This window comes from Neisseriaceae bacterium CLB008 (genome assembly GCA_041228285.1).
Taxonomy (GTDB): Bacteria; Pseudomonadota; Gammaproteobacteria; order Burkholderiales; family Neisseriaceae; genus JAGNPU01.
Genome location: CP166133.1, coordinates 1,508,502 through 1,531,543 on the forward strand (window position 1 = coordinate 1,508,502; position 23,042 = coordinate 1,531,543).

General features: G+C 48.9%; 20 protein-coding genes. 7 read left to right on the top strand and 13 right to left on the bottom strand.

The window, feature by feature from the left end:
- Positions 1-42 precede the first annotated feature (42 nt).
- The 5 genes from AB8Q18_06845 to AB8Q18_06865 form a co-directional block, all read right to left on the bottom strand.
- Positions 43-1,305, bottom strand: coding sequence for a condensation domain-containing protein (locus AB8Q18_06845; GenBank protein ID XDZ52776.1), 1,263 nt, complete (start codon positions 1,303-1,305; stop codon positions 43-45).
- 102 nt (positions 1,306-1,407) lie between these two features.
- Positions 1,408-1,629 (bottom strand): phosphopantetheine-binding protein, encoded by a 222-nt coding sequence (locus AB8Q18_06850; GenBank protein XDZ52777.1) that lies wholly within the window; start codon positions 1,627-1,629, stop codon positions 1,408-1,410.
- A 64-nt stretch (positions 1,630-1,693) separates the two neighbouring features.
- Entirely contained in the window at positions 1,694-2,467 is a 774-nt protein-coding gene (gene dhbA / locus AB8Q18_06855) for a 2,3-dihydro-2,3-dihydroxybenzoate dehydrogenase (protein XDZ52778.1), read from the bottom strand.
- Positions 2,464-3,093: an isochorismatase family protein gene (locus tag AB8Q18_06860; protein ID XDZ52779.1), complete on the bottom strand. Its 630-nt coding sequence runs from the start codon at positions 3,091-3,093 to the stop codon at positions 2,464-2,466. Before AB8Q18_06860 ends, dhbA begins: the two co-directional genes overlap by 4 nt.
- Before the next feature lie 18 nt (positions 3,094-3,111).
- Entirely contained in the window at positions 3,112-4,260 is a 1,149-nt protein-coding gene (locus tag AB8Q18_06865) for an isochorismate synthase MenF (GenBank protein XDZ52780.1), read from the bottom strand.
- 162 nt (positions 4,261-4,422) lie between these two features.
- Between AB8Q18_06865 and AB8Q18_06870 the strand changes: the two genes are divergently transcribed.
- Positions 4,423-5,754 carry an MFS transporter gene (locus AB8Q18_06870; GenBank protein XDZ52781.1) on the top strand — a complete coding sequence of 444 codons (1,332 nt, stop codon included), beginning with the start codon at positions 4,423-4,425 and terminating at the stop codon, positions 5,752-5,754.
- 168 nt (positions 5,755-5,922) lie between these two features.
- Here the strand turns inward: AB8Q18_06870 and AB8Q18_06875 are convergent, their stop codons facing one another.
- Together AB8Q18_06875 and AB8Q18_06880 are read right to left on the bottom strand one after the other, a co-directional pair.
- Positions 5,923-8,583: an autotransporter outer membrane beta-barrel domain-containing protein gene (locus AB8Q18_06875; protein XDZ52782.1), complete on the bottom strand. Its 2,661-nt coding sequence runs from the start codon at positions 8,581-8,583 to the stop codon at positions 5,923-5,925.
- Between the two features lie 272 nt (positions 8,584-8,855).
- The gene (locus AB8Q18_06880; protein XDZ52783.1) at positions 8,856-10,145 is read right to left on the bottom strand and encodes an MFS transporter; all 1,290 of its coding nucleotides are present in this window, start codon (positions 10,143-10,145) and stop codon (positions 8,856-8,858) included.
- A gap of 403 nt (positions 10,146-10,548) precedes the next feature.
- Between AB8Q18_06880 and AB8Q18_06885 the strand changes: the two genes are divergently transcribed.
- Positions 10,549-11,139, top strand: coding sequence for a DUF2239 family protein (locus AB8Q18_06885; GenBank protein XDZ52784.1), 591 nt, complete (start codon positions 10,549-10,551; stop codon positions 11,137-11,139).
- A 113-nt stretch (positions 11,140-11,252) separates the two neighbouring features.
- Here the strand turns inward: AB8Q18_06885 and AB8Q18_06890 are convergent, their stop codons facing one another.
- From AB8Q18_06890 to AB8Q18_06900, 3 genes are all read right to left on the bottom strand, one after another.
- Complete coding sequence (locus AB8Q18_06890; GenBank protein XDZ52785.1) at positions 11,253-11,882, bottom strand: TetR/AcrR family transcriptional regulator; 630 nt, start codon at positions 11,880-11,882, stop codon at positions 11,253-11,255.
- Positions 11,883-12,011: 129 nt separating this feature from the next.
- Positions 12,012-12,788 (bottom strand): SDR family NAD(P)-dependent oxidoreductase, encoded by a 777-nt coding sequence (locus tag AB8Q18_06895; protein ID XDZ52786.1) that lies wholly within the window; start codon positions 12,786-12,788, stop codon positions 12,012-12,014.
- A gap of 87 nt (positions 12,789-12,875) precedes the next feature.
- A complete protein-coding gene (locus tag AB8Q18_06900) occupies positions 12,876-14,030 on the bottom strand; it encodes an MFS transporter (protein ID XDZ52787.1) in 1,155 nt (384 codons plus the stop codon).
- Between the two features lie 343 nt (positions 14,031-14,373).
- On the opposite strand from AB8Q18_06900, the gene AB8Q18_06905 reads away from it, so the two are divergent.
- Together AB8Q18_06905 and arfB are read left to right on the top strand one after the other, a co-directional pair.
- The gene (locus AB8Q18_06905) at positions 14,374-14,922 is read left to right on the top strand and encodes a YaeQ family protein (protein XDZ52788.1); all 549 of its coding nucleotides are present in this window, start codon (positions 14,374-14,376) and stop codon (positions 14,920-14,922) included.
- Entirely contained in the window at positions 14,923-15,339 is a 417-nt protein-coding gene (gene arfB / locus AB8Q18_06910) for an alternative ribosome rescue aminoacyl-tRNA hydrolase ArfB (protein XDZ52789.1), read from the top strand.
- Positions 15,340-15,403: 64 nt separating this feature from the next.
- Here arfB and modD read toward each other — a convergent pair whose 3' ends face one another.
- The 3 genes from modD to AB8Q18_06925 are packed head-to-tail and all read right to left on the bottom strand — an operon-like array spanning position 15,404 to position 19,099.
- Positions 15,404-16,255: a ModD protein gene (gene modD / locus AB8Q18_06915; GenBank protein XDZ52790.1), complete on the bottom strand. Its 852-nt coding sequence runs from the start codon at positions 16,253-16,255 to the stop codon at positions 15,404-15,406.
- A 1-nt stretch (position 16,256) separates the two neighbouring features.
- A complete protein-coding gene (recG, locus tag AB8Q18_06920; protein ID XDZ52791.1) occupies positions 16,257-18,299 on the bottom strand; it encodes an ATP-dependent DNA helicase RecG in 2,043 nt (680 codons plus the stop codon).
- Positions 18,300-18,322: 23 nt separating this feature from the next.
- Entirely contained in the window at positions 18,323-19,099 is a 777-nt protein-coding gene (locus tag AB8Q18_06925; GenBank protein XDZ52792.1) for a ferredoxin--NADP reductase, read from the bottom strand.
- 294 nt (positions 19,100-19,393) lie between these two features.
- Between AB8Q18_06925 and folE2 the strand changes: the two genes are divergently transcribed.
- The 3 genes from folE2 (at position 19,394) to prmB (ending at position 23,000) form a co-directional block, all read left to right on the top strand.
- On the top strand, positions 19,394-20,167 hold the full coding sequence (folE2, locus tag AB8Q18_06930) for a GTP cyclohydrolase FolE2 (GenBank protein XDZ52793.1): 774 nt from the start codon (positions 19,394-19,396) through the stop codon (positions 20,165-20,167).
- Positions 20,164-21,960, top strand: a complete 1,797-nt coding sequence (dsbD, locus tag AB8Q18_06935) for a protein-disulfide reductase DsbD (protein XDZ52794.1) — start codon at positions 20,164-20,166, stop codon at positions 21,958-21,960. The genes folE2 and dsbD overlap by 4 nt, the downstream gene beginning before the upstream one ends.
- A 104-nt stretch (positions 21,961-22,064) precedes the next feature.
- Entirely contained in the window at positions 22,065-23,000 is a 936-nt protein-coding gene (gene prmB, locus AB8Q18_06940; GenBank protein XDZ52795.1) for a 50S ribosomal protein L3 N(5)-glutamine methyltransferase, read from the top strand.
- The last annotated feature ends 42 nt before the right edge of the window (positions 23,001-23,042 follow it).

Consider the following 23,042-nt stretch of genomic DNA (forward strand, 5'->3'; position numbering starts at 1 on the left):
TATCAACAATCATGAACGCGCTTAATCATTCACTCCTTCTGGCTACAACAAAAGCCGGTCAATGTGCCTCGTAATGGCTTCATGGATAGACGCCACCACTTCTTCTGATACCGCCTCCACAGCATAATCAACATCAATCAATAGGTGCCCTTCATGAGCGTACGACGAGCGAACATCCATCGCCACCTGAGGCGTCTGCGTCTGCCCCGAGGTGTAGCGAATGTACTCTCTTCGTGGCGGCCTTTGCCACGACAACCCATTAGTTAGCACAATAGGAAATGGCACACTGGTTTTCATTTGATCACAAATTAATCGTGCAATTTCAATACCAGAAAAGGAGATATGGGCAAGTGCATCAAAGGTCTCGACCTGAAGTACTTTCACTCTATCAAAGAATGAATCTTCCTCAGCACCCTCATAAGTAATCGCTAAAACTGTTGAGTGATTACTGAGATGCTCCTGATATAAAGACAAGGAAACAGGCACAGCAACATACACCCTTCCCCCCTCGTTTTGAGCCGCTAATGCCTGCAAAATTATTCCATTAAGCAAAGCATTGGGCAATATACCCTGCTTTGCAGCAATCTGACTTAAGTGTTGCCAATCTTGCTGATCAATGACCTTCGTCTGTCGCTTATATTTTGAACAAATAATTGATGCTAGCGGCTTTAACCAAGGGAAATCCATTTCCTGCGTCATGGTTTGCACTTTTTGTTGCCAATAAACGGCATCTTCAGGCTTATTTTCAAAGAAATCGATCTCTGACAACGCTCCTATCATAGGTGTTGTCTCTTTTTCCTCTAATAGGCCAAGGCAAGCCATATCATAGTGTTCAAACAATTCTGACAACAGCTTAGAGATTGCATATCCATCCAAAATTAAAGCGTCAAAGCTCACCATTAGCATACTTTTATCAGCACCAACCTCACCATCTGGCAATTGAATCAACCATAGCTGCCAGGGGGGGCTTTTCAAAGCATGCACATAATGCTCATACTGTGCAATTAAACGATCTGCCTCCCTTACAGCCTCTACACGAGATTTATCTCTGAAGCAAATTTCAGTCAATTGCACCGCGCCTTGAGGCAAAACTTTTTGCGAAAAAGAGTCTGCGTCAATAAGGGTGCGAAGCGCTGCGTATTTTTGAACCAATATCAGCAAACATTTATGTAGTATTTGGCCATCAAGATCACCATTGAACACCCTAAAATCATGCATGCCAACCCCGCCCAGAGGTAAGTAATGGGTACGCCCAATAATGTAAGCAATTTGTATAGGACTAAGTTGGCCATTATTAATATTCATAAAACACCTTTAAAATTAGAAGCAATATGCAAATAAATGCCATTGCTCTAAACCATGTAATTACGCCAAATACCATTTTATTCAAACATAGATTTAAAAATCTTACCTATTTTTTTGAGTGAGTTGAACCCAAGCATCAATAGTTGGTGATAACGCAAAATCTGTATATTTGAAACGTTCATTTGTATGCTTAGAAAATGTTTCTACTAATTGCATGATCGCCAATGAGTGTAGGCCAAATTCGATTAAATTATCCGACCCATTTATGTCATTAGCATAAATGTTCAATGTTTTACTAATCTCGTCACGAATCATTCGTTCCATAATTAAATACTTTCTAACAAGGTCAAGTCACTCAATAGAGCGGCTATTAAAGTTTAATTAAATATTAAGCATTCAAAGTCGCCCCACCATCAACAATGATGTTTTGCATGGTAATGTGAGAAGCCATATCTGAAGCCAGAAACAAAACAGTTTGGGTAATCTCTTGGGTTGTCGCAATTTTTTGGAGTGGAATACCCAATTTATACTGATTCGGTATCCCCGAAATCAATTGTGAAAAGCCGCTTGGGCCGGAGGCCATCTCACGTAACATAGGCGTATCTGTTGAGCCAGGGGATACTGTGTTACAGCGTATATTGTAAGGAGCCAATTCCAATGCAATACAATTTGTCAAACTCAAAGCCGCGGCTTTAGAGGCACAATAGGCTGCCATATTCAGCCGAGATGTAGTCGCTGCATTAGATGCAATTGTGACCATCACGCCTGAGGCTTGTTTTTGAAATAGCGGCGCTATTTGCTGGGATAAATAAAAAATAGCAGAAGCATTACATGCCATGCTAACGGTCCAATCATCCTCACAAAGCTGCATCAACCCTCCGCTACGTAGCACACCTGCTGCATGCACCAAAACGTCTATGCGAGACTCTGTTTGCAATAAACGCTCACAGAGCGCTTGAACCTCCGTATTCAATGAAAGGTCAACTGCTTCACATTGAATATTTTTGGACTCCATGGGAAATACCCTATCCAAACCAATAACATGAGCCCCCAATTTCGAAAAAGCCTCTGCCACTTCAAACCCAATCCCACTACCAGCACCGGTCACCCAAACGTTTTTTCCCTTAAAGTCTAATGCTGTGATGATATGGTTTAAACTCATGATGACAGCACCCCTTCAGTCTCTACAACCACTCCTACCTTACTGGCCAAATAATTTAAAGCAGTCACATGTTCTTGTTTGGAAAAGTCGGCGATGGCATCCATCACCATAAAAGGCTTAACATCTCTCATAAAGGCATCTACTGCCGTAGTCACGCAGCCAATATTGGCGTAAATGCCACAAATCATCAGCTGATCCCTATTCGCCTTTTGTAAGCGCTCCTCTAAATCGCTGCGCTGGAAAGCACTGTAACGATGTTTAACCAATATTGGCTCTGAGTGAAGCGGCTTCAAATCAGCAATAATCCCTTCTAAATGCGTTAGGCCAGTCATTCCCTGACCCCACATATCTGACAATAACGCCCGCTCCTGTGGCGTTTGAGCTGCTTTTTGAGCCGTATAATAAACAGGTACGTCATGCTCGCGACAAAAAGCCAGCACTTTAGCCATATTACGAATAATCAACTCAAGTAAAGCATTATCAGTGCCATAAAACTGAACGAAATAATCCTGCATATCATGGATTAATAAAGCGGCTCGATCTATGTCTAAGTGCCAGCTCACCTTATTCGGTACTATTTCTGAAATCGTTGGTAACTCATATGCCGGAATTCTGGGAATACTCATTTCTTACCTTTCCTCATTTTAGATAATCGAATCAATGATGACTTTCTGCTTATTCATGGTTTCCACCCATTCTTCTTCGGGATCTGATTCTGAGACTATCCCCGCGCCAGCATAGATAATAGCTTGATGCTCTTTAATTAAAGCACAGCGGATGGCCACCGCCCATTCACCATTGCCCTGAGCATCACACCAGCCAACAGCACCTGAAAAATAGTGCCGTGAAAAAGGCTCAGCTACTTGAATGAATGCCGCAGCCTCTTCTCTAGGCGTACCGCACAGTGCCGGCGTAGGATGAAATAATGCAACAAAATCAAGGACGGAATAGTCATCCGCCACAACAGCTTTAACTTTACTGCCCAAATGCCATACTTTACTGGTGCACACCAGCTCAGGAGATTCAGAAACCGTCAAATTTGTCACCAACGGTGCTACTTTACGCACAATGTCTTCCACCACTAGTTGATGTTCATGCTTATTTTTCATCGAAGATAAAAGCATTGATGCATTTAATTGATCCTGCTTAGGGTCTGCATCCCTAGGTGCTGTGCCTGCTAATGGAAAGCATTCAATGAGATTCCCCTCTTTGCGTACCAATAATTCAGGGCTCGCGCCAATGAATACTTGCTCCCCCACGACAGGAACCGAATAGGTATAGCAAAAAGGATTTTCTATCAATAAATGAGTTAAGACCTTGGCCATATTAACGGGATGATGCAACGTTAAAACCTGAGCCTGTGCCAAAACCACTTTACTTAATCGCTGCTGCTGAATGGCTTCAACGGCCTGTGTGACCGCCATCTTATATACCGACTCCGACATTAAAGGCTGTCGATGCATAATGGCATTCGATACTGAGTTTGAAGGCATGGAAGCCCGCATCATGGCTAACAACTCATCACGCTGACAAAAGTAAGGTTGCTCAATGAGATACAGGCTAGCTGGCTCCATGGCATCAAACGGCATACAGCCTGCAATAATGGCATGTGAAGCAATAGCTGAATCAAGACGGCTAAAGCAATCCCGTACCGTTTGAGTCAATTGGGATGAATTAATGTTAAACACAGTATTTGGTGGATAGGCCAGAGGCTTTAAATAGGAATGTGTATAAACATTTCGCCATGGTGAAGCGAAGAGAAAATCTTGATTTGGATTAAAATTTATTGTCATGATAAATAATAACGCTTATGATAATGATTATCATTCATAATAATACAAAGGAATACCTGTGTAAACAATTTAAATTTCAAAATCATAATAATTCGAAACTCACCAACTCATCGGAATGATCCTTCCTCAATATCATCTTCATAGGCAATGAGCGCAAGAAATATGTCAAATACAAAAAACATAAACATCAATACAGTGATTGACCGATCCAACGTTTCCTCTTATCAGAAAATAATCTTCATTTTACTCTTCGTGATTGCGACAGTTGATGGCTTTGATGTTTCACTAATTGCCTATATCGGCCCATCCATCATGCAAGAATGGAGCATAACAGCAGCTAAACTCTCTTATGTTTTTGGTGCTAGCCTCTTAGGCCTAATGCTCGGCAGTATGATTTTGGGCCCTCTTGCCGATAGAATAGGCTCAAAAAAAGTATTAATCATAGCCATGCTTGTCTTTTCTTTTGGCACCCTATTGTCAGCAAACGCCCAAGGCATAACGCTGCTAACAGCGCTCAGATTCATTACCGGCCTAGGCCTAGGCGGAACCATGCCAATTTGTATCGCTTTAAGTACCGAATACGCTCCAATAAAAAGGCGTATGATCATTGCGACACTCAGCTGGAGTGGTTTTACAGCAGGTATTACACTAGGTGGTTTAGTCGCCAGCTATATTGTGCCTTTATATGGTTGGCGTTTCTTACTTATTATCGGTGGCATCCTTCCTTTAGCCCTCCTCCCCTTTATTATTTTACTTTTACCTGAATCACTTCAGTTTATGTTGCGTAATAAGTCATATCATCAAAAATTACAGTCTGTTCTAAACCGCATCATGCATCATCAACTTACAATTGATTCATTAACTCTAAATTCAAATAATCCAACTACCACTAATCCTCTGCATACTTTATTTTCAGCCGTGAATCGTCGAATGACTTTGTTACTATGGGTAGCATTCTTCACATCTTTATATGCCTTTTACCTATTAACCTATTGGATTCCAATTCTTTTAAGTCAAGATTTTGATACACGATACATTAATCTGATCGCCTCAATGCTCCCTCTAGGCGGGACCATTGGCGCCATCACCTTTGCTTTATTAATCGATCGTTATAAATCATCTTTTCTAATTCTTTCAATCGCTTATTTTAGTGCAGCCATTGCCATGTTTGCTGTAGAATATATGATACATAACTTAGTCAGTCTATTTAGTTTTGTTTTCTTCATTGGTTTTACCATCGCAGGAGCACAAAATGGACTAAACCTAGTTGCCGCAACCATTTATCCGCAACACTCGAAAGCCACCGGTATCGCTTGGGCAATGGCAAGTGGACGCTTAGGCTCACTTATTGGTTCCATCATAGGTGCATGGTTAATTGCCTACAGTAATAGTTTAGAAGGTTTCTTTCATCACTTAGCCATAATCACATTGATGACCTCAATAGCTATTCTTGGCCTCTTTTGGCGCGAACGCCGCCATAACCGTTCAACTTAAGAATAAATCCCTAACGGCATATCGTAAAAATATTTTATTTAAGTCATATTCAATCCTAATATACTGGCCGCAAAGGCTATATGCGGATACCACTCAAGAGTCACGAAACCACGCCCACAAAAAAGGCCTGTATGATTACAGGCCTTTTCAACAGCACTATGCATTTAATTAAAAGCTATAGCGTAGGCCAACAGAGCCGCCATAAGGGCTTTCTGTTTTATTGCCTTTCGCATAGTTAAGTTCACCATACGCTGCCCACTGCTTGTTCATCATCGCCGTGACACCAACACCGTATTTGCCCACGGTACCAGATACGTCATGATCAAATCGCTCCGTACCGTTTATGGTCACGCCGTTGTTTTTCTTGAACTCGTGGCTCACGGCTAAACGTAGGTAAGGCTTAATCAATCCGCCTTTTGCAGTGACAAAAGACTTACCCATGGTAGCGCCTACTTCAGCACGAACCGATTCTGCCGCATCAGCCTGCACGCTTAGGCCACTGTCGAACTGGTAAGCCGTTTTTTGGCCATGAAACACAGAAGCCAGCACATAGGGCTCGACAAAGTAATCATTGAGCTTAATGTGTTTACCCGCTTCAACCGACAAGCCTACGCCATTGGTATGGTCTTTGGCTTTGGTTTTACCGAGATTAAATCGAGCGCTGTTTTCCGTATTAAAGCGATTGGCTTTCAACACCCCATCCACATAATAGCCACTGTTGTGTAACCATGTTGCATACAGACCTAATGCATAGCTGTCCACTTTACCGTCACTGTGCTCAGCATCCAGCTTAGAGTGGCTAAACGAAAATAAGCCCCCTAGGTGTAAACGAGCGTCGTCCAACTCAATGGCTCGATCACCACCCACCATGATGCCACTTAAGTCTTGCTCATAACCTGCTTGACCAGACACACGATGACGGCTAGCAATGGCTTTCGACCAGACGCCGGTTGAAGCTGCGCCATCATCACGTAGCTCACCTAAGCGCACGCGCAGAGTAGACAGTTCGCTGTTCCAAATCGCTGGCGTCACATTGGCTAGGGCCAAGGCGTTTTTAGTGCTTTCGGAAGGGTCAGGTTTTGGATCAGGCTTGGGGTCAGGATTAGGGCTAGGATCTGGATTAGGATCTGGATCCGGGTTGGGACCGGGCTCATTTTTAATGGGCGACAAATACCAATTGTCGCTATCGGCCTGATCTTGATTCAAATAATATTTATACGCCCCTAAATCGACGCTGCCGTTGACCAAAGTAAAGTGGTCGCTATTGCTGTTGTTCGCATGAATTAAGTGATAAGCACGAGCATCAGCCGTATTGCTTTTTAGTTCTTGTCCCGAATCTCTCACCCTCACGTCAAAACGGCCATCAATGCTTTCGGTGACGTTCAAGAAGTCACCTTGCTCGCCCTCTAAGTGGGTATTCATCACAAATAGGCCAGAGCCGCTTAAACGCTCAATGTCTAACTGGCTAAAGCGGCCTTCATCACGACCGTCTCGATGGCCAAACACCACCTGACCATCATTAATGAGCTCATCAACGCTGACCACCGACTCTGCCGTATCGGCATTATGTACGATGTATAAAGCTGCCTCGTTACCCATCAGATTCAGCTGTTTTGCGTATGCACCTTTTTTAGCGCCAACGTTCAGATCGGTCCACTCATGCAGATCACCGCCCTGCATCAACACGGAACCAGATGCCACGTCTAGCGCACCGCGAGAAAATGCCCCATAGGCTAGGTGAGACTCACCACCCTTGTTAATCTTGGTATTGGCAATATCGCCAAACTCGTTGACGCGTTGGGTTCCCCCTTCGATGGTGGTGCCATAGGCGCCCCCGTAATAGCCTACTGTCTGCGTCCCTGGACCATAAATAGTGGCATTGCGTGAGGCCGGATAGGCACCCGAAGTCCAGTGATCTTCCGCAACCCATTGGCCATTTTCCCAATCACCCTCTTGGCCTGATATAATTTGCTCACCAAAAACTTGGCTATCATGGGCTTCACCATACTGCACCCGCTGAGTACCGCCCTCATAGATTTTAGTGTCTTTGGCGCCAATGCCGTCGCCGCTAGATTTATAAACCAATTGGTAGCCGCCATCGTAAATATGGGTGTCGGTCGCCAATCCTGACGTCAGCTGGTAGCTGCCGTCGCCAATATGGGAATTCTTTACCTCGCCACCATCAAAGTAAATCAGCTGCTGCCCACCATTTATGATGAGGTTATCCTCGGCTAATCCGCCTTTACCAACCGTTTGCGTCCCGCCATCGATGATATTGGCTTGAGCATAGCTGCGCCCGCCCAGCGTTTGCCGACCGCCTTTTTTCACCAAGGTGTTATAGGCCTCGGTATCGTAGTCAAGCGTCAAGCTACCATACTCTCCCACCACGGTATCGTACGCTTTGGTGCCATATCGCAGCATCAGCACGCCCAATTGGCCTTCTTTACCTTTAATGCTGGTGCCAATCGCGCTACTGACGTCTAAATCAGACATGGAGTCGTTCATGGTGACCTGAACCGAATCAATCTCGCTATTGATTAAGTGGCTGTCTTTAGCAAAATAAATGACCTGATGCTGGTGGCTGCTGGTTAACGTCTGACCATTAATAAACTTCTGCTCACTCACTTTGATATTTTTATTCGGCGTGTTGGCCCAGCTGTCTTGCACCTGAGCCCATGCGTCTGCATACCCGGCATTATTAATGATGTCGTTGATGTTTGGGGTCGCTACTTTGGGCGGAAAACCCTCTGGCAGCTGTGCTGCTTGAACCGTTGGGTAAGCCATCGCAAAAATACCAGATAAGGCGACAGCCACTCTCGATAACTTCATATTGCGTCCTCGTTTATTGATGAATTTAGGTCACCATTATCAGGCCACAAAATGTAAGGATTATTTAATATATTGCAAATAATTGTTAAAAAAGAGATGTTTAATGTTAACGTCACTCACTTAAGCCGCAAGGTGATCCGCCTCTTTCACGCTCATCACCTTGCGATACCTTGCCCAGCCTCAACAGCAATGATTCATGAGCACAGCACTCACCGCGCAGCTTTTTTTTGCAGTGAGCCAACCGCACCCAAACCCATCATATTGAATCAAGCTCAAGCCTGCTCTGCTCGACGGTGCCATGACGGCAGTAAAATCAGCGTTGAGAGTCCTGCCGCCACCGCAAACACGATAAACAGAGTGCCTTCCGACATAAAGCCGGGCAGCCAGCCGCCTAAAATCGCCCCCACAGCGCCGCAACCATTAATGAATCCCACGGCCGCCCCTGCATGACGCTGGGTACCAAAATCAATGGCGGCCACCGCCGAGATAATCGCCTCTGCGCCATATAAGAAAAAGCCCAGTAACGCCAAAGCCAAAACAAAGAGCGCAATCGAGCCGGTACTCGCCAAAGGCATAAACAACACCAGAATCAAGATGGTGAAGGCTAAAGACAAGACCGCGACGGGAATGCGCTTGCCGTCAAACACCTTATCGGACACCCAACCCAAAACCACAGGTGCGATTAGGCCAGCCAAGCCAAACGCCAGTGGTAATACCGTAGCCCCCAAGAAACTTAGGCTGGGGATGGCCTCAAAAGCAATCACCGGGCCCCAAAACAAAATGGCATAGCGAGCGGGCTTTAACAATAAATACGACAGCCCCAACTTAAACACCATCGCGTTACGCAGCGGCGCCAACAGCGTGTCACGCAGCGGCGGCCGATCTTTTGCCTCCTCCTCAGAACCATCCTCAATAACCTCTGCTGTCAGCCCCACGTCGCTTAAAGTATTGCGCTGCGCCAAATAAAATACGCCGGCGATGACAAACAGCACCAGTGACGAACCCACAAAAGCCATGCGCCAAGAATCAAACAGGCCATAGGCGAGCCAGCCTGCAAAAGGCGTGCCGATGAGGCCGCCAAAAATAAAGCAGGTCGACCACAGCCCCATCATGCGCCCCCGCGTGCGTAAGGGATAAAACGCATTCACGTTCTTACACAAAGCGGCCCAACCAGTCGACTGCGCCGCGGCCTGAATGGCAATCAGCGGCAGAAATAAGATCAAAGCCGGGATCAGGCCCATCACCAAAGCCGTGGCCGCCGATACCAATAGCCCCGTCAACACGACCACACGTACACCCCAACGGTCAGCGCTCCCACCCCATACAAATTGGCCCACGGCATAGACGGTCAGATAAATGGCGTCCATCGTGCCCAACATTTCCCGAGAGAGTATTTGACTGGCAATGGGGTCAGCCAAAATACCCAGTTTGGCGCCAGAAAGCGCCTGCCGAGTTAAGTAAAAGGCAGCATAGGCTACCCACGTCACCATAAAAATGCGCACCTGCCAATAGCGTAAAGGCGCTAGGCCACCTGATGGGTGATTCTGATTAATGGTATTCATGCTGCTCCCCCTATTTTTAGACGTGTTTATTCTTGTTTATATGAGTCGACCACTGCCGATAAGCGCCCAATGGCTATTCAACATTGCCGATTGCCACGGGCTTAAACTGCGGCCCATTCCATCGGCCTTCAGCCTAGCGAGGCCAACCTCATTCAAAGCACACTTATGCAAATAGAATAAATAGTACATTTATGCAAATCAAGTGTTTTTTGTAATAAAAATTACGTTTGTATCATTTATGCCAAAAGATTATTAAACCTTATGCCCATCTGCTGATTACATGAATCACGACTCAGATGCCATTAAGCCACAGACACATCAGCCATTACTGATTATTACCCGTATAATATTGACACTCATTAGCCGCTGATATTAATATACGGGTAATAACAAAGGAGGCCCTATGCCTAATAGCCCTAGCTACACCTGTTTTAACGGTCACAACCGTATGGTCTCTGGCACTTTGCAAACCGTGGCCATGGCCGTGAAGCAAGTGGCCGAGAATGAAGACCAACACCAGCTGCTTATTTTTGACGATCAAAGCGGCCGCAGCATCGACATCAATACCCAAGGCAGCTATGACGAGGTATTGGCCCGCTTTGCCACCCATCCTTCAACAGAGGCCGAGCCAGCACCCAGCCAGTCCCTGCCGCGCGGTCGAGGCCGACCCAAATTAGGGGTGGTGCCTAAAGAGATCACCCTATTGCCTCGGCATTGGGATTGGCTTGCCCAACAGCCTGGCGGCGCATCGGTCACCCTACGCAAGCTGGTGGATCAGGCCCGCCGTGAGCACAACGGCCAAGATTTACTGCGCCAAGCACAAGAGCGCGCCTACCACTTCATGGTGGCAATGGCTGGCGACTTACCGCAGTTCGAAGCGGCTAGCCGTGCCCTCTTTGCGCAACAGCCCGCTCAATTAAGCGACGCCATGCAAAACTGGCCTAACGACATCCGCCACCATGTTTTGCATTTAGCGACGCCGCTGGACGCTTAGCCTGCTTCATCCCGCCACAGCCTGGCGTCGCCTTGAATAAAAAAGCACCCCGACGATTGAATCGTCGGGGTGCTTTTTCTACCCAACTAGCCTGTGCTTAAAGTGCCAACACCTTAGGGCTTTAAGGCCGCAATCACCAAGGCCGAAGCCTGAGTGAGTTCATGCGCGGTAGGATTTAATTTGCCTACCACCCGCATGCCCTGTAGGTGGCATAAAACAAAAGAAACCGCCACCGTGGCCTCAATGCTGCGGCTAATCGAACCATCTGCCTGACCTTGCAAGACAATCTGCTCGAGTAAGCGCTTTAAATCCTCCATGCTTTCTGTCACCAGTTTGGCCACTTGCGCACTAAACGTCGTCAATTCAACCGCACTGGTCACCACCAAACAGCCCTTAATGCCCTGTTCACCATTAGAAATCCGCACATACAGCCTTAACAAGGCCTGCAACTGGGCCATGCCAGAAGCTTCTGTCACCAGAATCTCTTGAGCCGCCACACGATTTTTAGCCCGATATCGCTGCAAACTGGCCAAGAACAGCGCTTCTTTATCTTTAAAGGCTTTATAGAGACTACCCGTGACGAGCCCCATGGCCTCAGCCAGTGCATTAATCGATGCGCCGCTGTAACCACGCTCACAAAACACATCAATTGCCCGATCCAAAGCTTCATCTAAATCATAGGCTCGTGGTCGCCCTAAAGGTTTGGCCACTATTTGGCCGGACAAGTCATTATGCTTCATCATGGTTCGTTTCATACTCCTTAAATGCCTACATCAGCCAGCTGACTAACAGCCCCTTACTTTAAAACAGCATGCCACAACCCAAGCCATGACGCCAGAGCAAACGGCACCCTGAAGCTTAGGGGCCATGCGTTACAGATGCGTGCCGCCCGAAACGTCGATGATTTGCCCCGTCGTCCAACCGCTGTCCGGCGAGGCCAAATAACGAATCAAGTTCGCCACCTCATCTACCCCACCCAGGCGTGCAAAAACAGAAAACCGTTCAGCCGCCTGGCGTGCCTCTGGAATGGCTAAGTAATCGGCATTCATGTCCGTATCAATCACGCCTGGCGCCACCGCATTCACCGTGATGCCTTTGGGTCCAAACTCGGCGGCAAGCGACAGCGTCAATGATTCAATAGCGGCTTTCGAGGCACTATACATTGCCCGTTCAGCATCGGCTATTCTCGTTAGGGCACTCGACACATTGATGATTCGTCCCCCTTCTGCCAAATAAGGCGCCGCGGCCTGAATCAAATAAAAAGGCGCCTCCAGATTCACCGCCAGCGTTTCCTTAACCATGGCGGCCGTGGTTTGCGCTAAAGAGGCCACATGTACGATGCCGGCATTGTTGACGAGAATGTCCAATGAAGCCCCGCCCACATATTTGTTCGCCGCCTGATTAAAAGCCGCCCATAAATCCTCAGCGCCCTTTTGTGCATCGGGCGTAAATTGAGCCGGTAGGGCTTCGGCCTTACCCCCTAATGCCCTAACCGCCACAACCGCTGTTTCAGCCGCTTCTTGGTCATTCGCGTAATGAATGCCAATAAATGCAGCCCCACCCAATGCCAATTGCTGAACCACGGCACGACCAATGCCTCGACCCCCGCCAGTGACCAGCGCCACCTTCCCTGAAAAATGGTTTAACATCACCCCTCCTTTATTTAACCAAAACAGAAACCACCCTTAACCGGCTGTAACGACATCGCTCTAATAGACAGCCCTTAAATACTCGATCTAATGAGGATAACGATCCTTCTTTAAAAAAGGCAAAATGCTGATTAAGCCTAATACCGCTAAAACCAAGCCCACCCATAAAGGCGCACGTAAGCCATAGCCCAGAGCGATGCCTAGTCCGCCCAGCCAAGACCCCATACCCAAACCAATATTGATGACCGAGGTGTGTACCGTATTCACCAGCGGACCTGGATGGGCCACATTCATGACGCGCGTAATCATGGCGGGATTCATGGGCAAACCAGCCAAGCCAATAAGCAATAGCGCCATGACACTAATTGACCGATACTCAGCCAACCACGCAAACAGCAATAGGCTGAAGGCCAATAAAGACAGCCCAGCCACCACTATAGAAATCGTGTGCCGATCGGCAAACCACCGCCCCACGATTAAATTACCCACCACACTGGCCACCCCATAAGCAGCAAACAAAATAGGGATGGTCGCAGACTCAAACCGAGACACCTGCGTCAAAATCGGATAAAAATAGCTAAACGCCGCAAACGTTGCCCCCAAAACCAAGCCACTAGTGGCGTAAGCCGCCCATAAGGCCCCCTTTTTAAACTCTGCCAACTCCTGTCCTAAGCTAGCCGTAGCCGTTTTGGGTTGATTAGGCACCATCAGCCCAACCATGATCACGCACAGGCTCGCCAAAACCGCCACCAGCCAAAAGCTCTCACGCCAGCCGAGATGTTGATCAATCAGCGTCGCCATAGGCACACCCACAACCGTGGCCAGCATTAACCCACTAATCACGATCGACGCGGCTCTGCCCCTTGATTGAACGTTAACAATGTCTGCACTGATGGCCAAAGCGATGCCAAAACAGGCCGAAGCCGCCACGCCCGCCACAACGCGCGACACGGCCATCACGCCATAATCCTGCGCCCCCGCTGAAATGAGCTGGGAAACAACGTAGATCAGCAACAGGCCCAAAAATCCTTTCTTATTGGACACTTTAAACTTCAACAAGCCCACGGTCAGGATGGGCCCACCCACGACCATCCCCAGCGCATACAGCGAAATCAAATTACCGACCTCGGCAAGCGTCACCCCAAAAGCCTTACTCAGCGATGGCATCATGCCTGCCACCATAAATTCTGATGTGGTTAAGGCAAAAATTGCCAAACCCAATATGTAAACAACTAAAGGCATAACCATTTCCTTTGTGTCACTACACAAAAATCAACGTTGATTGCCCTGCGGTTGCCGTAACGCCTTCATCCAATCTTTATGGCCATCGCTCATGAGCACAAACAGGTTCAACGCCCCAAATCAAACATTAGAAAACGAACGTTCTATATCTAATATGTCGCAATTAGGCCTATTTGTCAAAACAATAAATTCAGCACAAGCCAACCAGCAAAAAAGAAAATACTGACGACGGTCTTCAGCCTTTTTAAGCTCATTAAACCAAACACCGAGCACGGCCACCCGTATCCGTTGCAAGCAAAATCAAGTACACTAGCGCCTTCCCTAGCAGACTAGAAAATCCACCATGGCCTTAAAAGCAACCATTTTCAAAGCAAACATCAACATCGCTGACATGAACCGCAACCACTATGAGGATGTCCAGCTGACGCTGGCACAACACCCTTCAGAAAGTGAGCAGCGAATGATGCTGAGGCTATTGGCGTGGATTTGTCATGCGGATGAACGGCTGGTGTTTACTAAGGGCTTGGCCGCTGATGATGAGCCTGAACTGTGGCGCTTAAACGATTACAACGAGCCAGATTTATGGATTGAATTAGGGCTACCGGATGAAAAGCGCCTACGCAAGGCCTGTAACCAGTCTGAACAGGTGATTCTGTACGCCTACGGCGACCGTGCCGGCCCGATTTGGTGGCAGCAAAATCAAAGCAAATTAAGCCAACACAAAAACCTCAGCGTGCTGTTTTTAGACGACGAGCACATGGCACAGCTGGCTTCTTTAGCCAAACGCAGCATGGTGATTCAGGCGACCTTACAGGAAGACACCATTTGGCTGTCCGACACGGAACAGCACGTAGGCTTTAAATTTACGCCTTGGCAAGAAGTGGCGGTATAAATGCTGGTGATTTCGAATCAGGCCCGCATCAGCCTAGACGAAATTGAACTCACGGCCATCCGCGCTCAGGGCGCGGGTGGCCAGCACGTGAATAAAACCTCGACCGCGATTCATTTGCGCTTTGACATCAAGACTTCTAGCCTGCCCGAATACCATCAGCAGCGCTTACTGGCCATGAATCATCATTTGATTAGCCCTGCCGGTGTGGTGGTGATTAAGGCCCAGGCCCATCGCAGTCAAGAATTGAATAAAGAGGCGGCTTTGGCCCGTCTCGTGGCCTTAATCCAAGAAGCCATGGTGGTGGAAAAAACCCGGCGCCCCACTCGGCCTACCCTCGGCTCTAAAAAAAGACGTTTAGAAGGCAAATCTCGCAAGGGCGCGACTAAGGCACTACGCGGCAAGGTCCGCCTTGATTGATTTGGCCATTCGCCCATAAAAAAACAGCGCTCAACAGCGCTGTTTTTCATTAACGGCTGAAGCATTACGCCGGCAGCGGCTGTAGACGCACGCCCACATCAGCGGGCTTGGCGTAATACGGTGACGACGTCACCAAGACATTGATGCCGGTAGCGGCATATTCAGCCACCGTCGCAAGATTAATCCCACCCGCCAAGGAAAGCGTCACGGCATGAGGCCCTGCCTCACAATAAGCTTTAATCTTGGCCGCATCGGCACAGCTGAATTTATCCAGCTGAATCACATCAGGCTGAGCCTGGTAAGCCGCTTTAGCTTCAGCTAAGGTGTCGGCTTCAACGATGATTTTGGTTTCTGGTGCCCCGGCGCGCAGCTGCGCCACATGGGCAACCCAGTCATGGGGATCGGCTAAGAAATGGCGATGATTGGCAAACAGCAAAATGGTTTCGGCCGTGCCCGCTCGGTGAATCACTGCGCCACCCGCCAAAATAGCCTGGGTGGCCAACAATCGCGTTCCGGGGATGCTTTTACGGGTACAGGCGAGGTTCACCTTAGGGTTAATGCTGCGCGCCAGCGCCACCATTTGGTGGGTTTGGGTGGCCACACCACAGGCCCATTCCAAAATATTCTGCGCCACTTTCCAGCCCTGCTGTAGCCGTTCCACTGGGCCTTGAACCTGTAATAAAACGCTGCCTGCTGTGGCCAAATCGCCTTCGTTTAGGCTGGCCACAACGGTCAGCTCTAGCCTGGCCAGCACGGCCTTGGCCGCGATCACGCCAGATACGCACACATCATGGCGACAGCGAAACGTCATCTCGCCCGGCGTGTGCGCCAAACCTAAAGTCCGGGTGGTTAAATCACCCATATTGACGTCTTCAAGCAACCAAGCGTCAAGCGTTGCGGTCGGTATCAACAGCATATTAAACCCCTAAATAACCTTCTTTATGCGCCAGCCACCGCTGTAGATGGGTGGCGACAATATCGGGATGGTTTTGAATCAATTCAGGTGCCAGCTGGCGCGCCTGCTCTAATAGGGCCAAATCTTCTTCTAAATTGGCAAAGCGCAGCATGGGTGCGCCGCTTTGGCGCGCGCCCAAGAATTCGCCAGGGCCACGGATGTTTAAATCCTGACGAGCGATCTCAAAACCATCGGTGTGTTCGTAAATGACTTTCAGCCGCGCCTTAGCCAAATCACTCAACGGCTCTTCAAACAGCAGCACGCACATGCTTTTCGCTGCACCACGGCCCACGCGCCCACGCAGCTGATGCAGCTGCGACAGGCCCATGCGCTCGGCGTGTTCGATTACCATCAAACTGGCGTTCGGCACATCCACCCCGACTTCGATGACGGTGGTGGCCACCAATACGTTTAATTCGCCAGCGGCGAACTGGGCCATCACCTCGGCCTTTTCCTGCGGCTTTTGCTTGCCGTGTACGAGGCCCACTTTGAGGCCGTTAAGCAAATCCGACAAATAAGCATGGGTGTCAACCGCGGTTTGCAGCTCTAGGGCTTCGCTCTCTTCGATTAAGGGGCACACCCAATACACTTGCTCACCTTTGTGGCCGGTCTGATAGACAAATTCTTCCACCTGCTGGCGCCGAGCGGCGTTGATGAGCTTAGTGACGATGGGGCTACGATTGGGCGGCAGCTCGTCAATGACGGATACGTCCAGATCGGCAAAAAAGCTCATGGCCAAGGTGCGGGGAATCGGCGTAGCCGACATCATCAGCTGATGCACGCTTTGGCCTTTATTCTTGAGGGCCAAACGCTGAGCCACACCAAATCGGTGCTGCTCGTCCACGATGACTAGGCCCATGCTGGCAAACACCACATCGTCTTGAAATAAGGCATGAGTACCGATGGCAATGTGAACCTCATGGGCGGCGATTTCCGCCTTGGCGGCGTCTTTGGCTTTCTTACGCAGGCTACCAGACAGCCACGACACTTTTAGGCCCAGCGGCTCAAACCACAGCTTAAACTTAAGGTAATGCTGTTCAGCCAAAATCTCGGTCGGCGCCATCAGCGCCACCTGATAACCCGCTTCGATGGCGGTTAAAGCGCTAAGCGCAGCCACAATAGTCTTGCCGCTGCCCACATCGCCCTGCAAGAGCCGATGCATGGGATAGCCTTGAGCCAAGTCATGCTTGATCTCGGCCAATACTTTTTGCTGCGCACCGGTTAGGGAAAACGGCAGCTGGTTCACCAAACCCTGATACAGCTCGCCCGTACCCACTAAAGGCTGGGCCACGCCGCTGCGGCGCTTTTGGTAGGCCAGCCGCATCGACAGCTGCTGCGCCAACAGCTCATCAAACTTTAAGCGCTGCCATGCGGGCAATGCACCATTGCTTAAGTCTTGAATCCGATATTCGGGCGACGGCGCATGCAAGAGGCCGATGGATGGCCCAAATGCAGGCAGCTTTAGCTGATCGAGTAAGCTTTGCGGCAAGGTGTCTGCCAAGGAGGTGTGTTCGAGGGCTTGCCGAATGATACGGCGTAAAACCGGCTGGGTCAGGCCGCTGACGGTGGGATAAATCGGGGTCAGGCTGTCGGGCAAGGAGCCTTCCACCGCCACATCTTTGATTTTGGGGTGAATCATTTCATCGCCCAAAAAACCGCGTTTGATTTCGCCGAGCGCGCGAATGGTCTTACCCTGGGCCATTTGTTTTTGCTGACTGGGGTAGAAATGAATGAAACGTAGAATCAGGCTGTGGCCCGAGGCATCTTCAATTTGCACCAACAGCTGCTTACGGGGCCGAAACTGAACCTCTTGCGCAATCACCGTGCCTTCAACCATACAGCTTTGGCCAAAAGGCGCATTGGCGATGGGGGTGATGTGGGTTTCGTCCTCGTAACGCAGCGGCAAATGTAAAATCAAATCCCAGGCGTCGTGCAGGTTGAGCTTGGCCAATTTTTTGGCCGCTGCCTCGCTGATGTTTAAAGCCTTTAAGGTGTGCTCATCCATGCTGTTACTGTCAACCTTAGTTGTTAAAACCCGTTTTCTAATAAGATGTGGCCCGGCACACGCACCCGATTCAGGTTAAACCCCTTACCGCTTAAGGCCTTATGGGTATCCATCACCATGTCTGGATTGCCGCAAATCATAAAGCGTGTCGCGTCTTGGGTGAACGGTAGGCCAATGGCTGTACTCAGGGTATCGTCCTTGATTAAATCAGGCAAGCGCGCATTTAAAGCACCCTCGACTTTTTCTCGGGTGACAACGGGCTGGAAGATCAACCGATCAAAATACTCGCCCACCAATGGGTGGTCTTTCAAATCAGCCACCTGTTGATTAAACACTAAGTCATTTTTATGGCTGACCGAATGCACCAACACCAGCCGTTCAAAGCGCGTCCAAATGCTGGGCTGCTTTAAAATCGACATAAACGGCGCAATGCCTGAGCCGGTGCTGAGCATCACCAAATCGCTGCCGTCGGTAAAACGTTCGGGCAACAAAAAGCCGGTGGCGTTTTTATCCAATAAAATCTGATCACCTACGGCTAGGGTTTTAAAGTACTCACTAAAAGGACCGCCCTCGATCAAGACCGCAAAAAACTCCAGCGTGTCTTCATACTCTGCCGAAACCACTGAATAAGCACGCCAAATAAAACCGTGGGCTTGTTGAAAGCCCAGACGTGAAAACTGGCCCGCCGAAAAGCGATACGATTCGGGTCGGGTGATGCCAAAACTCATTAATTTGTCGGTATGGCGTTTAATCCATAAAACCGTTTCTTCGGTGTACTTGGTTTCTAAAGGCGCACTCATGCTGAATTCCTTTTATTTTGGCGTCAAAATTGAACCACCCCAATCGGATGGGTTCGTTTTAATTTATCTTTATTTGCTTCTTACTATAACAAATATTTATGGTCAATGTCGCCCTTAAGCCCGTCCAGCCTGTCATTGCTGTCATATCTTATGGCGCCGATTTAGTTTGACAATATACCTTATTCACCTATTCTTGAGTAGTTTGCTCGGATTTAGCAGCTAGCGTATACTTGCACCACAAAATGATGCGCCTTTTACATAAGAGCGACCACCAACGTCAACAGGATTCCATACATGAATGCCATTCCAGACATCCAAAGCAGCAAAGATTTAAGAAACTTACCGATCAATCAAGTGGGCATTAAAGGGTTACGCATGCCCGTTGCCATTCAAAGTAAAGAAGGCAGCCAGCAAACCGTCGGCCTTTTCGCCATGACGGTACGCCTACCTGCCGACCAAAAAGGCACCCACATGTCGCGCTTTGTGGCTCTTTTAGAAGACAATCAACAGCCGCTTAACTTTGACAGCTTTACGCAGTTAACCCACGACATGCTGGGCAAGCTGGACTCTGACGCAGGTAAAATTGAAGTCAGCATGCCGTTTTTCCGTCAAAAAACCGCGCCCGTGTCCGGCATTAAAAGCCTATTGGACTACGACGTGACCTTAGTCGGCGAAGTCAAAGACGGCGCCTATAGTCATCGTTTAAAAGTATTGATTCCGGTAACCAGCCTGTGCCCTTGCTCTAAGCAAATCTCACAATACGGCGCCCACAATCAACGCTCACACGTCACCTTAGACATCACCACCACCGCCAATGTGGCGATCGAAGACTTAATCGACATGGTGGAAGCACAGGCCTCTTGCCAGCTCTACGGCCTGTTAAAACGCCCAGACGAAAAATACGTCACCGAGCGTGCTTATGAAAACCCTAAATTCGTAGAAGACATGGTCCGCGACATTGCGGCCGAACTTCGTAAGCTTTCTACAGTCACAGCATTTGTTGTTGAAAGTGAAAACTTCGAATCCATTCATAACCACTCCGCTTATGCGTACATACAATATCCATGATTAAACTACTGAAGCACTCGTCACAAGCCGTCACGCTCCTGTTTTTCGGCCTATTCGCCTGGTCTTTTGCACAAGCCAACGTCAATCCTGATGATTTGCTGCCGCCAGAGAAAGCTTTTATACCAACCCTAACCAATACGGCCGAGGGCGTGAAGGTGCACTTTGACGTCGCTGATGGTTATTACCTCTACCAGGCTCAGGTATCGGTCAACACCGACGAACCTGACCTAATAGGGGCACCCAGCTTTAGCGATGGCGTCACCAAAACCGACGAGTTCTTCGGGACCCAAACCGTCTTCTACCAAGACGCCGTGGTCAACTACCCCTACCTTAAGCCCAATCAAGCTAATTACTACACTTTGACCTTGGGCTATCAAGGCTGTTCCGACTTAGGCATTTGCTATCCGCCCACGAAAAAGACTTATAAGGTTAATACCGTGGGGGTGATCACTGCCGAAGGCGAAGCCCAAAGCAACGGTAAAAGCCCTTTTTTTTTAGGTAGTGATAACGCCGCCACCGGCAGCGATGATTTTGCGTTATCACGCGATACCCTCACCAAAAGCCTGCTGGCGTTTTTCATCGCCGGCATGGGCTTAAGCTTTACCGCTTGTATGTACCCCCTGTTACCCATTGTCTCCAGCATCATCGTAGGCGACCAAGGCAACGCCAGCAAAAAGCGTGGCCTGACTCTGTCCTTCATCTACGTTCAAGGCCTGGCCTTAACCTATACCGTCGTCGGCGTCATCGCCGGCCTCACCGGTGCTTTATTAACCGTGTGGCTACAGCAGCCTGCCGTAGTGTTAACCAGCGCGTTACTGCTGGTCATCTTAGCCTTAGGCATGTTTGGCGTGTACCAACTGCAAATGCCTTCTTGGATTCAAAACTATTTCAGCCAAAAAACCCAAAACCTAAGCGGTGGCAAAATCACTTCCGTATTTGCCATGGGCATGTTTTCGGCCTTAATCATCGGCCCTTGCGTGGCGCCCCCTCTGGCTTTTGCCTTGGGCTATATTGGCCAAACCGGTGATGCGGCTCTGGGCGGCATTGCCCTATACGCTTTGGCATTAGGCATGGGCGTACCGCTGATGCTGGTGGGCACCTTCGGTAAGCAAATCATGCCTAAAGCCGGCTACTGGATGGACACGGTAAAATATTTCTTCGGCCTGGCCATTTTGGCGACAGCGGTTTACCTGTCTACCGCCTTCCTACCTTACTATCTGGTGATTGCGCTCTATGCACTCTTACTGCTGGCTGGTGGGGTATTGTTCCTGCGCAGCGGCTTGAAAATTGGCGCCAAACACACCACCGGTTTTGTGATCTTGGTGATCGGCGCAGCCTTGAGCATAGGCTCGGTTTATTTTGTTTATCAGAGCCTGAACCAACACACCACCACCATGCACCGCTTCCTTAATCTGTACGGCAAGCACGAAACCCCTGCGGGGCATAAATTTACCGACGTCGCCGAACTCAAAGAAACCATGACCATGGCCTTAGAGGAACAGCCTGACCAGCCTATTTTGTTGGATTTTTATGCCGACTGGTGCGTGACCTGCATTGAAATGGAAAACCTAACCCTCAATCAGCCTAAAGTGTCTGAGGCCATCGACATGAAGCGCTTCTTTACCGTTGACGTCACCGCCAACACGCCAGAACATCAGGCGTTGCTGAAAGAATATGGCTTGTTTGGCCCACCCGGCATTTTCATCATCAAGGCCGACGGCAGCAAAAGCCAACCCTTACTCGGCTTTGCCAATGTAGATGAGTTCATTCAGTGGTATGAAGACTTTATTTAAAGCAAAAAAGGCGGCTAATCTTCAAGGATTAGCCGCCTTTTTTACTGTATCCCACAAGCGCTGGTGTATAATGGCGCTTTTCGTACTTAATAAGCGTTGAAACCATGACTGACGTTGTCGTAGAAGCCACTCCAGAACTCTTCATCCAAGCCCAGCAGCATTTAAAAACCATTGCCGACGTACTGCGTTTTGCGGTTAGCCAATTCAATCAGGCCGAACTGCATTTTGGCCACGGCACCGACAACGCTCATGACGAAGCCGCCTATTTAATTTTGCATACCCTGGACTTACCCTTGGATCGGCTAGAGCCTTATTTAGGTGCCACCTTATTGCCAGACGAATTAAACCTCTTGCTCCACCTCATCGAGCGCCGCGTCACTGAGCATGTGCCCGTTGCCTATTTAACCAACCAAGCTTGGCAAGGTGAATTCGACTTTTACGTGGATGAGCGCGTTTTAGTGCCTCGCTCGTTCATCTACGAGCTATTGGGTGAGCCCCTCAGCCCGTGGATTGAGCATGCAGAACTGGTACACAACGCCCTTGATCTGTGCACCGGCAGCGGCTGCCTGGCGATTCAAATGGCCCACCATTATCCAGATGCCCACATCGACGCCGTCGACCTAAGCCTCGATGCGCTGGAGGTCGCCAGCATCAACATTCAAGATTATCATTTGGATGAGCAAATCAGCCTCATCCACACCGATTTATTTGAAGGCATCGAAGACACTTACGACTTAATCATTTCCAACCCACCCTATGTGGACGCGCCATCGGTTGACGAATTACCTGATGAATACCTACACGAGCCGGAAATGGCCTTAGGCTCTGGTGAGGATGGCCTAGACGCCACCCGTCAAATCATCGACCAAGCGGCTAAGTTCTTAAACCCTCGCGGCGTGCTGCTGGTCGAAATTGGCCACAACCGTGACGTTTTAGAAGCGGCCTACCCTGAGCTGCCGTTCACTTGGATGGAAACCGCCAGCGGCGATGGCTTTGTGTTCTTATTAACCCGCGAAGACCTCTTGCCACCAGGCTATTAAGCGCAGCGCCCTTAAGGCCAAACCAACACAGGGCGCCTCGTC